General features: G+C 57.3%; 11 protein-coding genes and 1 tRNA gene. 9 read left to right on the top strand and 3 right to left on the bottom strand.

The window, feature by feature from the left end; translation table 11 throughout:
- The first annotated feature begins 9 nt into the window (after positions 1 to 9).
- The 7 genes from HP564_RS05725 to HP564_RS05695 all read left to right on the top strand — a co-directional run bounded on the left by HP564_RS05725 (position 10) and on the right by HP564_RS05695 (position 8,646).
- Entirely contained in the window at positions 10 to 924 is a 915-nt protein-coding gene (locus HP564_RS05725; protein WP_371241078.1) for a branched-chain amino acid ABC transporter permease LivH, read from the top strand.
- Positions 925 to 934: 10 nt separating this feature from the next.
- Complete coding sequence (gene livM, locus HP564_RS05720) at positions 935 to 2,209, top strand: high-affinity branched-chain amino acid ABC transporter permease LivM (protein WP_371241076.1); 1,275 nt, start codon at positions 935 to 937, stop codon at positions 2,207 to 2,209.
- The gene (locus tag HP564_RS05715) at positions 2,202 to 3,077 is read left to right on the top strand and encodes an ABC transporter ATP-binding protein (protein ID WP_371241074.1); all 876 of its coding nucleotides are present in this window, start codon (positions 2,202 to 2,204) and stop codon (positions 3,075 to 3,077) included. Before livM ends, HP564_RS05715 begins: the two co-directional genes overlap by 8 nt.
- The gene (locus HP564_RS05710) at positions 3,070 to 3,819 is read left to right on the top strand and encodes an ABC transporter ATP-binding protein (RefSeq protein ID WP_371241072.1); all 750 of its coding nucleotides are present in this window, start codon (positions 3,070 to 3,072) and stop codon (positions 3,817 to 3,819) included. The genes HP564_RS05715 and HP564_RS05710 overlap by 8 nt, the downstream gene beginning before the upstream one ends.
- 119 nt (positions 3,820 to 3,938) lie before the next feature.
- Positions 3,939 to 5,351, top strand: a complete 1,413-nt coding sequence (locus HP564_RS05705; protein ID WP_371241988.1) for an EmmdR/YeeO family multidrug/toxin efflux MATE transporter — start codon at positions 3,939 to 3,941, stop codon at positions 5,349 to 5,351.
- A 438-nt stretch (positions 5,352 to 5,789) separates the two neighbouring features.
- Positions 5,790 to 7,589 (top strand): DNA/RNA non-specific endonuclease, encoded by a 1,800-nt coding sequence (locus HP564_RS05700; protein ID WP_371241070.1) that lies wholly within the window; start codon positions 5,790 to 5,792, stop codon positions 7,587 to 7,589.
- Between the two features lie 199 nt (positions 7,590 to 7,788).
- A complete protein-coding gene (locus tag HP564_RS05695; protein WP_371241068.1) occupies positions 7,789 to 8,646 on the top strand; it encodes a glucose 1-dehydrogenase in 858 nt (285 codons plus the stop codon).
- A 129-nt stretch (positions 8,647 to 8,775) separates the two neighbouring features.
- On the opposite strand, the gene HP564_RS05690 is transcribed toward HP564_RS05695, so the two are convergent.
- The 3 genes from HP564_RS05690 to HP564_RS05680 form a co-directional block, all read right to left on the bottom strand.
- Positions 8,776 to 8,851: transfer RNA gene (locus HP564_RS05690), tRNA-Asn, on the bottom strand.
- Positions 8,852 to 8,954: 103 nt separating this feature from the next.
- On the bottom strand, positions 8,955 to 9,731 hold the full coding sequence (gene mtfA / locus HP564_RS05685) for a DgsA anti-repressor MtfA (RefSeq protein ID WP_371241066.1): 777 nt from the start codon (positions 9,729 to 9,731) through the stop codon (positions 8,955 to 8,957).
- A gap of 161 nt (positions 9,732 to 9,892) precedes the next feature.
- Entirely contained in the window at positions 9,893 to 10,570 is a 678-nt protein-coding gene (locus HP564_RS05680; RefSeq protein WP_371241064.1) for a hypothetical protein, read from the bottom strand.
- A 602-nt stretch (positions 10,571 to 11,172) separates the two neighbouring features.
- Between HP564_RS05680 and HP564_RS05675 the strand changes: the two genes are divergently transcribed.
- Together HP564_RS05675 and HP564_RS05670 are read left to right on the top strand one after the other, a co-directional pair.
- Positions 11,173 to 11,877: a phosphohydrolase gene (locus tag HP564_RS05675; RefSeq protein WP_371241062.1), complete on the top strand. Its 705-nt coding sequence runs from the start codon at positions 11,173 to 11,175 to the stop codon at positions 11,875 to 11,877.
- A 72-nt stretch (positions 11,878 to 11,949) separates the two neighbouring features.
- Positions 11,950 to 12,201, top strand: coding sequence for an Arc family DNA-binding protein (locus HP564_RS05670; RefSeq protein WP_371241060.1), 252 nt, complete (start codon positions 11,950 to 11,952; stop codon positions 12,199 to 12,201).
- Positions 12,202 to 12,543 lie beyond the last annotated feature (342 nt).

Genomic DNA, 12,543 nt, shown 5'->3' with positions numbered 1-12,543 from the left:
GACTTTATTATGGATGCCTTCTTACTTCAGCAACTGATCAACGGCCTGACGCTGGGCGCGGTTTACGGGCTGATTGCCATCGGCTACACCATGGTTTACGGCATTATCGGCATGATCAATTTCGCCCACGGCGAGGTCTATATGATTTCCGCCTATCTCTGCGCCATCGGCCTGGCGCTGCTCTCCTTTTTTGGTGTGCACTCTTTCCCGCTGCTGATTTTCGGCACGCTGCTTTTCACCGTGGTAGTGACGGCGGTGTATGGCTGGACGATTGAGCGCATCGCCTACCGACCGCTGCGTCATTCAACCCGCCTCGCGCCCTTGATCTCTGCCATCGGGATGTCGCTGATCCTGCAAAACTACGTCCAGCTGAGTCAGGGACCCAATCAGCAGGGGGTGCCCACGCTGCTTACCGGTGTACTGCGCGTCGAATTTGACGGCGGCATCGTGCAGATCACCTGGACTAAGGTCTTTATCCTGGTGGCGGCCTTTTGCGGTATGGCGCTGCTGACCTGGATTATCCAGTACACCCGGCTGGGGCGCATCTGTCGTGCGGTGCAGCAGGATCGACGCATGGCGGCCATTCTCGGCATCAATACCGATCGGGTCATCTCACTGGTGTTTGTTATCGGTGCGGCAATGGCTGGACTGGCGGGCGTCCTGGTGACGATGAACTACGGCACCTTTGATTTTTATGCTGGCTTTATCATCGGTATCAAAGCCTTTACGGCGGCGGTGCTGGGTGGCATCGGATCGCTGCCTGGCGCGATGCTGGGTGGACTGCTGCTTGGCGTAGCGGAAGCGCAGTTCGCCGGGCTGGTCAACTCTGACTACAAAGACGTTTTCTCGTTCGCGCTGCTGGTGGTGATTTTAATCTTCCGGCCGCAGGGATTACTTGGCCGTCCGCTGGTGGCAAAAGTATGAGGGCGCAACGATGAGTGACTCTCTGAAGATTCGTCAGGCGCTACGCGATACGCTGCTGGCCGGGCTGATAGCGCTGGTGGTATTCGGGCCGGTAGTGGGCGTCGTGCTAAAAGGTTACCGCTTTGATCTGGCACCGATGCGCGTGGCGCTGCTGGTTGCGATCGTCATGGTGGGGCGGCTGCTGCTTAGCCTGTTTCTGCAAACGGCGGGTGGGCAAACGCTGCTAAGACGCTTTGAGGGCGCCGATGATGGCGTCTACGTGCGCGAGCCGGGATACCGTTCGCGGCTGCGCTGGATCCTGCCGCTGCTGCTGGTCGTGGCGCTCGCTTTTCCTTTTCTTTCCAGCAAATATTTGCTGACCGTGGCAATCCTCGGCCTGATCTACGTTCTGCTTGGGCTGGGCCTGAATATCGTTGTCGGCCTGGCGGGACTGCTCGATCTCGGTTACGTGGCTTTTTACGCCATCGGTGCCTACGGGCTGGCGCTTGGCTATCAGTATCTTGGGCTGGGCTTCTGGAGCATGCTGCCGCTGGCTGCGCTGCTGGCGGCACTGGCCGGTGCGCTGCTCGGTTTTCCGGTACTGCGCATGCACGGCGACTATCTGGCGATTGTGACGCTCGGCTTTGGCGAAATTATTCGTCTGGTGCTGACCAACTGGCTGAGTTTTACCGGCGGGCCGAACGGCGTGTCTGTGCCGTCGCCTACCTTTCTTGGGCTGGAGTTTGGCCGCCGCGCGCGCGAAGGCGGCGTGCCGTACCACGAATTTTTCCACCTCGACTATAACCCCAATATGAAGTTTATCTTTCTCTATGTCGTACTGGTTCTGGTCGTCGCGCTGGTGTTGTTTATCAAGCACCGCCTGACGCGTATGCCGGTCGGCCGCGCATGGGAAGCGTTGCGCGAAGATGAGATCGCCTGCCGTGCAATGGGCCTTAACCATGTGCTGGTCAAGCTGTCGGCGTTTATGCTGGGCGCTTCCACTGCGGGCATCGCAGGCGTCTTTTTTGCCAGCTATCAGGGCTTTGTTAATCCCACTTCGTTTACCTTTTTTGAATCGGCGCTGATCCTGGCGATTGTCGTACTGGGCGGAATGGGATCGACGCTCGGCGTGGTGCTGGCGGCATTTGTGTTGACGGTAGCACCTGAGCTGCTGCGCAGCTTCGCTGAATACCGCGTGCTGCTGTTTGGCATACTGATGGTGGTAATGATGATCTGGCGACCGCGCGGCCTGGTGCGCACCAGTCGTGTCGGCGTGGTACCGCGCAAAGGAGTACGCCATGAATGATGCCATCCTCCAGGTGGAACACCTGATGATGCGCTTTGGCGGCATCAGGGCACTGAATGACGTGAGTCTGCGCGTGCAGCGTGGCTCGGTCACGTCGCTGATCGGCCCCAACGGCGCGGGAAAAACCACCGTCTTTAACTGCCTGACCGGGTTTTACCGCGCCAGCGGCGGACGTATCCTGCTCAATGCCCAGGCTCGCAGCACCGACGTCATCCAGATACTCGGGCAGAAAATTGAGCCGCAGGACTGGCTGCGGCCTGCACAGCTTGGCTCACGTATCTGGTACAAAATGTTCGGCGGCGCGCACCTGGTGAACCGCGCCGGACTGGCGCGGACTTTCCAGAATATCCGCCTGTTCCGTGAGATGTCAGTGATTGAGAATCTGCTGGTGGCGCAGCATATGCTGGCAAACCGAAACCTGCTGGCGGGTGTGTTCAACACCCGAAGCTATCGCGAGGCGGAAAATCGCGCGCTGGATCGCGCCTTTTACTGGCTGGAGATGGTCGACCTCGCCGCCACCGCTAACCGGCTGGCGGGCACGCTCTCCTATGGTCAGCAGCGACGGCTGGAGATTGCGCGTGCCATGTGCACTCAGCCCGAGCTGATCTGTCTGGATGAACCCGCCGCGGGACTCAATCCGGTTGAAACCGAGGCGCTGAGCGCGATACTGCATCGCCTGCGCGCCGATCACCGCATTAGCGTGCTGCTGATTGAGCACGATATGCCGATGGTCATGGCGATCTCTGATCATATCGTGGTGCTCGATCACGGCGACGTTATCGCACAGGGCACGCCGCGGCAGATACAGCAGGACCCGCGCGTGATTGCCGCCTATCTGGGCGCAGAGGAGGAGGAACTTCATGGCTGAGCCAATGTTAACCTTTGAGGCGGTCGATCTCTTTTACGGTCCGGTGCAGGCGCTGAAAAAGGTATCACTCAGCGTCTATCCGGGCGAAACCGTCGCGCTAATCGGTGCTAACGGCGCAGGAAAATCGACGCTGCTGATGTCGATTTTTGGTCAGCCGCGCATTGCACAGGGTGAAATCTATTTTCAGGGGGAGCCGATCAGCCATCGCTCCACCCATTTTATTGCCGCCAGCGGCATTGCCCAGGCACCGGAGGGCCGACGCATTTTCGCCGATATGACGGTGGAGGAGAATTTGCAGATGGGCACCATCGCCATCGGCAGTGAACATCAGAAAAGCGATCTGGCGCGCATGTACGCGCTGTTCCCGCGCCTGCTGGAGCGGCGTAAACAGCGGGCGATGACCCTGTCCGGGGGCGAGCAGCAGATGCTGGCGATAGCCCGCGCGCTGATGAGTCGTCCCAGACTGCTGCTGCTTGATGAGCCGAGCCTTGGACTTGCGCCTATTGTCGTCAAACAGATTTTTGCCATTCTGCGCGAGCTGACCCGACAGGGCATGACGCTGTTTCTCGTGGAGCAAAATGCCCGTCACGCGCTGGCGCTCGCCGACCGCGGCTATGTGATGGTGAACGGGGAGATCCGGCTCAGCGGCAGCGGCCGGGAATTGCTGGATAATGAAGACGTGCGCAGCGCCTATCTGGGCGGTGCAGCCGCCGCTACGGTAAACGGCGATAAAAGAGTGTAATAATGATTGAAAAATCAGGGAAACGCTTTGCATAAACCGCTAAGCGCACTCATCATTAGAACTCCTGTCCAATCTGTTCTGATTTGGTTATTCCCTTGCAAAATCCTGGCGTAGCAATGATGCAGGCGATAAAGCGCACGGCGTGGTATCCCAAACGTCGCTTCTATCGCACGCTGTTCTGGCGTGAGATCACGCCACTGGCAGTGCCCATCTTTATCGAAAACCTCTGCGTGATGCTGATGGGTGTCCTGAGCACATTCCTGGTGAGCTGGCTGGGCAAAGAGGCGATGGCGGGCGTTGGGCTGGCAGACAGTTTCAACATCATCATTATCTCTTTCTTTGCCGCTATCGATCTGGGTACTACGGTGGTGGTGGCCTTTAGTCTGGCGAAGCGCAACGGCAAGCGCGCCCGCGCCGCCACGCGCCAGTCGCTGGCGCTGATGACGGTGCTGTCACTGCTGCTGGTGTTTGCTATCGAGCTGTGGGGACATCTGATCATCGATCTCATTGCCGGTGGCGCAGAGCCAAAAGTGAAAGAGCTGGCGCTGAGCTATTTGCAGGTGTCGGCCTGGAGCTATCCGGCGGCGGCGATTGCGCTGATCGGCAGCGGCGCACTGCGCGGAGCGGGCAATACCAAAATCCCGATGCTGATTAACGGCGGAATGAATATTCTTAATATCGTTATCAGCAGCGTGTTGATCTATGGCGCCTTTTCCTGGGATGGCCTGGGCTTTATCGGCGCAGGGCTGGGGCTGACCATCTCACGCTATATCGGTGCCATCGGCGTTATCTACGTGCTGATGATCGGCTTTAACGCTTCGTTAAAAATCAGTCTGCCGAGCTATTTCCGCCGCTGGGATCGCAAAATTTTAATGGAGGTGCTGGGGATCGGCGTACCGGCGAGTATTGAGTCGGTGCTGTTCAACGGCGGTAAACTGCTGACGCAGGTATTTGTGGCGGGCATGGGCACTGACGCCATTGCCGGTAACTTCATTGCGTTTTCTATCGCCTCACTGATTAACCTGCCGGGCAATGCGCTGGGATCAGCCTCGACCATTATCACCGGGACGCGTCTGGGGCGAAATCAGGTCTATCAGGCAGAACGGCAGATCAGGCACGTGTTCTGGCTGGCAAGCCTCTGCCTCTGTGCACTGGCCTTTATGACCGTGCCGCTCTCCGGGGTGCTGGCGCGCTTTTACACCCGCGATCCTGACGTCATTAGCGTGACGCAGCATCTTATCTGGCTGAACGCCGCCTTTATGCCGATCTGGGCGGCCTCCTGGGTGCTGCCTGCAGGCTTAAAAGGCGCACGCGATGCGCGCTATACCATGTATGTCTCGATGTTCAGCATGTGGGGCGCGCGCGTGGTCGTCGGCTACGTGCTGGGGATCATGCTCGGTATGGGCGTCGTCGGCGTCTGGCTTGGGATGTTTCTGGACTGGGCAGTACGCGGCGTCTGCTTCTGGTGGCGACTGAAGAGTGGCAAGTGGCTGGATAACTATCGCAAGATGATGGTGAAACAGCAGCCGTGACCACGCCGGAGTTATCTGTTTTCCGGGATTGCACTGCAAAAATTCATGGTTCAGTTGTGGCGGTGAACGCGCTTAACTGAGGTCCTGACATGATGAGGGCCTGACTAGTGACAGCACTACTGCAACTGTGGAAAAAGCGATTCGATGCTCTCCTTGCCCCTGTGAGCACGGAGTATCCTGAGACCGAGGCCAGTCTGGCGCCTGACCTGCTGATCCCGGTCAGCCAGCTTTACGGCTTTGAATATTATCCTTCCGTGCACCGCTATCATGAAAAGTAGCGGTCCCTGTTATTACTCAAGCCCGCGCACAGTGACGCGGGCTTTTTTATGCCTGTTGGGTTCGTGTCGTGCGTGCCCGACAGAGGCCTGAGGGCGGGAAGCCTTCAGCGACAGCGGCTATGCTTAACAGGGCAGAGTCCTTTTTATCATGGAGACGCAAATGATCGACCAGGAGCGTGCTGCGCTGATTAAGTCGCGGCTGGCGTTGACCGCACAGCAGCGCGAGCAGACCCGCCTTGCGCTGGCGCAGGGCAATCCGGCTGAGCCCAATCCCGACCGCGCCCGGCGCTATGCTTTTCAGCAGCATCTGCGGCAGGGGGTGATCGTGGGCGACAGCAACGATCTGCTGCCGGTCGCTTTTTTACAGCAGGGTCTGGATAACGCACGCGGCGTAGGGCTGCTACGGGAAGATGGTGTGCCAAAAGGCAGCGGGTTTCTTACGCACGGCGGGCTTTTTGTGACCAACCATCACCTGCTGCCGGAGCCGCTGGAACAGGGACGCGTAACGGTGCAGTTCGGCTGGCGGCGGACGGAAAGCGGTGAACTGGATGACGGCATCACCTGGACACTGGATGCGCAACGCTTCTTTCTGACCAGCCCCACCAGTGACCTGGACTGTACGCTGGTGGCGCTGGGCGAACCCGTCGCTGGCAGCGGCGAATTTCCCCAGCCGATTGCGCTTAACGATCGTAATGACAAGCATGCGCTGGGCATCAGCCTCAACCTTATCCATCATCCCGGCGGTGCGCCACAGCAGCTTACCCTGCGCAATAATGCGCTGCTGGCACGCCACCAGCAGCTACTGCACTACGCGGCTGATACCGACGGCGGTTCCTCTGGCGCACCTGTCTTTAATGACGGCTGGCAGCTGATAGCGCTGCATCACGGCGGCGTCGACAGCGACAGCGGCTGGGTCAATGAAGGCATTCGCATCAGCGCCATTATCGACTGGCTAAAGGGGACGTTGCCGTCGCTGCCAGAGGCGCAGCAGGCGCAGTTAATGCAGGCTCTGACTGCGGGCGCCGCCACCTTCTCACCTGGCGCGACCTCACCCGATACCCACTACAGCAACCGGGACGGCTTTCAGCGTGATTTTCTTGCGGGTGCACCTGTTGATCTGGCGACAATCATTTCCCCGCGTGCGGCCGAGGTTGCGCCGCTACGCGATGGAAGAGCGGGAGCAGAGGCGCAGCTCGACTATGAGCATTTCTCGCTGCTGATGAACGCCGAGCGCCGTCTCGCCTTTTTCACAGCCACCAATATCGACGGCGCACGTTATCTGGCCATTGACCGTGCCAGCGGTCAGCCATCGCTGCTGGAGGAGGCGGATCGCTGGGTGGACGAGAGCCGTATCGACAGCCGCTACGTCACCGGACAGCGCTTTTACAGCGAGTACAGCCGCTGGTTCGATCGTGGACATCTCACCCGACGCAGCGATCCTACCTGGGGAACAGCAGCAGAAGCGGTACGCGCCAACAAGGACACCTTCCATTTTACCAACTGCTCCCCGCAGCATTTTCGCTTTAATCAGAGCCTGAAATACTGGCAGGGCGTTGAGCGTTACATTCTGGAATCAGGCGTGCTGGCCTCGAAGCGCAAGATCAGCGTCCTGACCGGGCCGGTGCTGAACGATCAGTGGCGGCAGTATGCGGAGTGGAAGGTGCCGCTGATGTTCTGGAAGGTGGTACTGCGTATTGGCAAAACAGGCCAGCCGCAGGCAACCGCGCTGCTGGTCAGTCAGGCGGATCTGCTGGATGAGCCGCGCCGCGTGCTGCCGCATCCGTTGGTGACGCCGCGGCCTGATGTGGATGAGTATCGCGTTACGGTTAGCGCGCTGGAGTCGCTGACCGGTCTGAACTTCGCCGCATTCCGCCACTGGGAGAGCTGGACGCCCGATGAGTCGCTGCTGGCGCAGTCGCTGCCCGCGAAGCTGCTTATGAACTGGGACGATCTACTGTAACCGATTCGCTTATCCAGAGAGCAAGCCTGCGCCAGGCGCACTGCGCAGGCATTCGGGTATGAAACTCTTTTTTCTTCAATCCGTTACGCTTAAATCTGAGGCTTGCGATTTTGCTGTGACTGCTACACTTATTGCTCGTGCTGATAACCGTTCAGCGCCATAGTCGACAGTAAAACCGTCACTCAACGGGGGAGAGCGTATGACAGACCGTCCACAACAGCCTGATCAGGCGCAGCAGCAGAAGTGGCCCGGCACGTTTCTGCAAATGGAGCCAAAACCGGATCATGGTGAAACCAGCTATCAGGGATCGGGTCGCCTGAAGGGGAAAACCGCCATTATCACCGGGGGAGACTCCGGGATAGGCCGCGCCGTTGCTATCGCCTATGCACGGGAAGGGGCAGACGTGGTGAGCTCCTACCTGGATGAACATCAGGATGCCAGAGAGACGGCCGACTGGATAGAAAAGGCGGGCCAGCAGGCCCTGCTGATCGCAGGCGACGTCACTGAGGCAGAACATTGCCGCAGCATTGTCGCGCAGACGGTTGAGCGCTTTGGCAAAATTGACATCGTGGTGAATAACGCCGCATTCCAGATGACGCGCAACTCGCTGGAAGAGACGGACGACGATGAGTTTGATCGCACCATGAAAACCAACCTCTACGCCATGTTCTACATCTGTAAGGCGGCGGTGCCGCACATGCCAGCGGGCGGGTCGATTATCAATACCGCTTCGATTAATGCCGATCAGCCGAAGCCAAAACTGCTGGCCTACTCCGCGACCAAAGCGGCCATCGTCAACTTTTCCGGCGGTCTGGCTGCGCTGCTGGCAGAGAGGGGGATTCGCGCCAATGCCGTCGCACCCGGCCCCATCTGGACGCCGCTGATCCCGGCCACTATGCCACCGGAGCAGGTAGAGAGCTTTGGCAGTCAGGTGCCGATGGCGCGTATGGGACAGCCGGCTGAGCTGGCACCCGCCTATGTAATGCTGGCCAGCGATGAAGCAAGCTATATTTCCGGGGCGACGATTGCGGTCACCGGTGGGGTAGCAATAATTTGACGCGGTAACCGTCAGACCGTTACCGGGAAATCCTTCAGGATGATAATCGGTGACATCCTGAAAGATTGTCCGGCAGACAGCGTAAAGCAAAAAGCCCGCTCAGGTTTCCCTGAGCGGGCTTCTTTAATATGGCTCCTCTGACTGGACTCGAACCAGTGACATACGGATTAACAGTCCGCCGTTCTACCGACTGAACTACAGAGGAATCGTTTCGATGGGGCGCATATTAATGGCAGTGCCCTGAGCTGTCAACAGCAGAAAACACATTATCATTCAACTGGCTAGCTTTGCAGCAATGCGTTCGCAGATTAAGCAGGGTGGGGTAAATTTTGCTCAAAACGCGGTAGCGGATGCTGGCGATAAAACTGGCTCAGATGGTGATACATGACCGGAAAGCGCTCGTAGAGCAACTGCGGCGCGGTAAAAAAGTATTCGGAAAGGACGGCAAAGCACTCCGCCGGATCGCTGGCAGCATAGGGATCGATGGTGGCCGCCTGTTCCCCCACCAGTTCGACCTCATTTTCAATCTCCTCCATGGTGGCACGCAGATCTTTTTCCCACTGCGCCACGTCACGCAGGGCGATCACCGGAATGCCGCTGGTATAGCCACGGCCGCGCGCATCCAGCTTATGCGCGACTTCATGGATCACCAGGTTATAGCCGGAGAGGTCAAATGCATCCTGAAGATCCAGCCAGTTAAGTACAATCGGGCCCTGTGTCCAGCTCTGCCCGGCGTGGAGTGCAGCGGCGTGATGAACCAGCCCCTGTTCATCCTCCCAGCTGTCGGCGACTTCAAACGGCTCTGGATAGATCAGTACATCGTGAAAACCATCGAGCCACTCCAGGCCCAGCTTCAGCACCGGCAGGCAGAAGAGCAGAGCGATACGCACGCTGCGTAACGCATCCAGTTCGACATTCTCCAGCGGCACCAGCTTTTTCTGCTGGAGAAAGCGTTGCGCCATCGCTGTCAGCGCCTGCTGTTCCTCTTCATCCAGCCAGCTGAAGACGGGCTGTGCCAGACCCTGTCGCCAGGGCAAGTCAGCAAGAGAGGTGCGGTTATCGTTTTTCCACGGCCATTTGAACATCGCTATACTTCCTGACGAGTTATCCGCGCTAGCCTGACGCGCCAGAAAAAATGCCAGCATCCGAAGCGGGCGCTGGCACCTTAATCTGGCTACAGGGGTGAAAGCTGTCTATTCAACCGCTTAGCCTGCAATTTGTCTGTGATACAGTCCGCAAAGCGATATTAATCGCGCTCGACACGCCTAAATTCAATGACCCAGACCCAGGGATTCACCTCCCAGCTGGTCGCGCCATACTGCTTTTGCCAGGCTTTGCGGTAGGCCTCTTTGGGCGATTCCGCATTCATGTTCATGGTGAAAAAGTTGTTCAGAAAGTGTGAGTCGGTCTGCACCCCTTCCGCCATGATGTCATCTTCGCTGATATCCTGAATCTTCTCGGCGCGCACGGCGGTAATGCAGAGATTGATGCGGCTGGCCCAGCGTGGCATATGAATGGCGGTCTGCCAGCCGAACTGGTCTGCTTCGGGTCCGCCCTGCGCATGATGGCCCAGCTCGTTGTTGTCAGCACGATACTGACAAAAGGCGGGCAACCGAAACGGGGCCGGATCGCGTTCATACTCTGCCAGGTCGTTCTCCGGCACGATAGGACCGCGCCAGGTTTCACGCACCCATAAAATATCGCCCGGCTTGCCATAGGGGCAGTGCTGACTGATATCTGACATCGACATCAGTTTGTAGCCATGCAGGTGGTTAGCGTTAACGTCAAAAGCGTGTACGCCTTCATGATGATCCTGGCCCGGGCCAAAAGCCTGCGTTTTCATGATGCGCCGGGTCTGGGTTTGCTGGCCAACTAACAGGGCTCGAACCCGCTGTTCGGAAAAAAGAATCGGCCGTTCTTTCATGGATTACCTCTGAATATAAATAGAACCCGGTTGATACGCGTAATACAGCTGCCTTGTGCCTGCGCGCAGGCGTGGTGGTTTTATATCAATCTGCTTAATTATTTGTCACCTTCAACATTGAGGTAACGCGGCACGTTTGCGTTAACAAAAAGCGAAAATGCAAAAACCGCACCAGACCGAGTCTATGAAGTGGTTCCTTACCTGGTATAGCCCGGATACAGTACGTTATATCGGCCGTATTGAAAACCTTTTCAGATTTTTTCACCTTCACAAAGCAAAAATTTTCAAGTCGGGGATAAAGGGCTCTGCCCGGTAAGGGCGAGATGCACCCGGCTCGCTGCCGCTGCGGGTACAGAAATATTAATAAGTTTCACTTAAGATAAATTCTATGGGGAAATGCTGAAAGTTTGTTAAGGTCTGGGAAATAGCTTGAATAAACGCTATAACTTGATCCCGGTCTCATTTATTTCTGGGCCGGTTTTATGACAGCGCAGTTAATTCACCCTGTGTCAAAAAGTTGTCATCAGCCACTCGGTAAGATGGCGTCCCACTGTATACGGCCTGCAGAGGCTCGTAGCCAAACCTTAACAGGGAGAAAAGCCATGTCGCTCTCACTCTGGCAAACGCGCTTTGAAAGCTGGTTTCAGATCAACTGGGTTCATGACGATAAAGCGCACGATATTGCGCACCTGCGCCGCGTCTGGATGAGCGCCCAGCGCATTATGGCGGGCAGCGATGCTAACCCGCTGGTGGTCATGACAGCCTGCTATTTCCATGACGTGGTTAATCTGCCGAAAAACCATCCCGAACGCCACCTCGCCTCGACCTATGCAGCGGAAGAGACGGCGCGCATCCTGACGCAGGATTTTCCCGATTTTCCCGCTGCGCTGATTCCGCGAGTCACCCATGCGGTTAAATCCCACAGCTTCAGCGCAGCGATTACGCCTGAATCGCTGGAGGCAAAAATTGTGCAGGATGCCGATCGGCTTGAATCGCTGGGCGCAATCGGACTGGCGCGCGTCTTTTACACCGCGGGCGCGCTGAACCGGCCGCTGTTCGATAATGACGATCCGCTGGGCAAGATGCGCGAACTAAACGATGTTAACTGGACGCTCGATCATTTCCAGAAAAAGCTGCTGCGGCTGCCGGACACAATGCAAACGGAAGCGGGCAGGGCACTGGCACAGCACAACGCCGATTTTCTGGTGCACTACATGGCCAAGCTCTGCGCAGAGCTACAGGGTAATCTGACCAGCTTTGATGAGTCAGTGCTGCGCGACTTTACGTCGGCTCGCGGTCAATATTAAATTTTTATGACAGTATGTTAAACGAAAGTTACTTCCGTTAGGTTGTGAAAAAATAACAACGGGAGTGTAGGTATGACCGATACGGTAAATCTGACGATTAAAATGGATGCGGCACTTAAGGAACACATTAAACAGCTGGCGGCAGACAATCAGATCTCTGTGAGTCAGGAGATTGTTCAGCGCCTGCAGGAGAGTCTTCAGGCGCCTGCCGCTTCTGCGGTCGATAATCAGGATACGCAGGAGACCGCGTCAAACATGTTTTCAGCGGATGAGGTCAAACAACTCCGCGCGCTGCTGAAGAAGCAGGGCAAAAAGAAGAAATAAACCCGACCCGTCGCAAGACGGGTTTTTTTATGGGCGAGCGCTGAGGCGGATTACGGTGAAACGGCTGTACGCTCTGTGCCAGTCTTGCTGCCTGCTGTGTACTCAGGCCAGCGTCAGGCTAAAGCGACGTATGGCGCTCGTCCGCGTCACGGTGCAGGCTGCGGAGCCCGCCGGGAAATCCGGGCGGGCTGCGTGGGAAACCCTAAATAAGCGTGAGAAGAGCGGGCCCGGTGCAACCCTGAAATAAACGCGAGTATGCGCTGGTAGCGTGACAGCACAGTGACCGTAAGGCGCATTCGTGTAAAACAGCATCAGGCGCGTGACCAAGCTCAATGCTGGCTC

The sequence above is a fragment of the Pantoea sp. KPR_PJ genome (assembly GCF_041386365.1).
Taxonomy (GTDB): Bacteria; Pseudomonadota; Gammaproteobacteria; order Enterobacterales; family Enterobacteriaceae; genus Pantoea.
This window is presented reverse-complemented; position numbering and strand designations above follow the sequence as displayed.

Bases quoted from the DNA above. Each gene is read 5' to 3' on its own strand.
- HP564_RS05710 (WP_371241072.1), top strand. From the start codon at position 3,070: ATGGCTGAGCCAATGTTAACCTTTGAGGCGGTCGATCTCTTTTACGGT.
- HP564_RS05680 (WP_371241064.1), bottom strand. From the start codon at position 10,570: ATGAAAGAACGGCCGATTCTTTTTTCCGAACAGCGGGTTCGAGCCCTG.
- HP564_RS05715 (WP_371241074.1), top strand. From the start codon at position 2,202: ATGAATGATGCCATCCTCCAGGTGGAACACCTGATGATGCGCTTTGGC.
- HP564_RS05725 (WP_371241078.1), top strand. From the start codon at position 10: ATGGATGCCTTCTTACTTCAGCAACTGATCAACGGCCTGACGCTGGGC.
- HP564_RS05705 (WP_371241988.1), top strand. From the start codon at position 3,939: ATGCAGGCGATAAAGCGCACGGCGTGGTATCCCAAACGTCGCTTCTAT.
- HP564_RS05670 (WP_371241060.1), top strand. From the start codon at position 11,950: ATGACCGATACGGTAAATCTGACGATTAAAATGGATGCGGCACTTAAG.
- HP564_RS05700 (WP_371241070.1), top strand. From the start codon at position 5,790: ATGATCGACCAGGAGCGTGCTGCGCTGATTAAGTCGCGGCTGGCGTTG.
- HP564_RS05675 (WP_371241062.1), top strand. From the start codon at position 11,173: ATGTCGCTCTCACTCTGGCAAACGCGCTTTGAAAGCTGGTTTCAGATC.
- mtfA (WP_371241066.1), bottom strand. From the start codon at position 9,731: ATGTTCAAATGGCCGTGGAAAAACGATAACCGCACCTCTCTTGCTGAC.
- livM (WP_371241076.1), top strand. From the start codon at position 935: ATGAGTGACTCTCTGAAGATTCGTCAGGCGCTACGCGATACGCTGCTG.
- HP564_RS05695 (WP_371241068.1), top strand. From the start codon at position 7,789: ATGACAGACCGTCCACAACAGCCTGATCAGGCGCAGCAGCAGAAGTGG.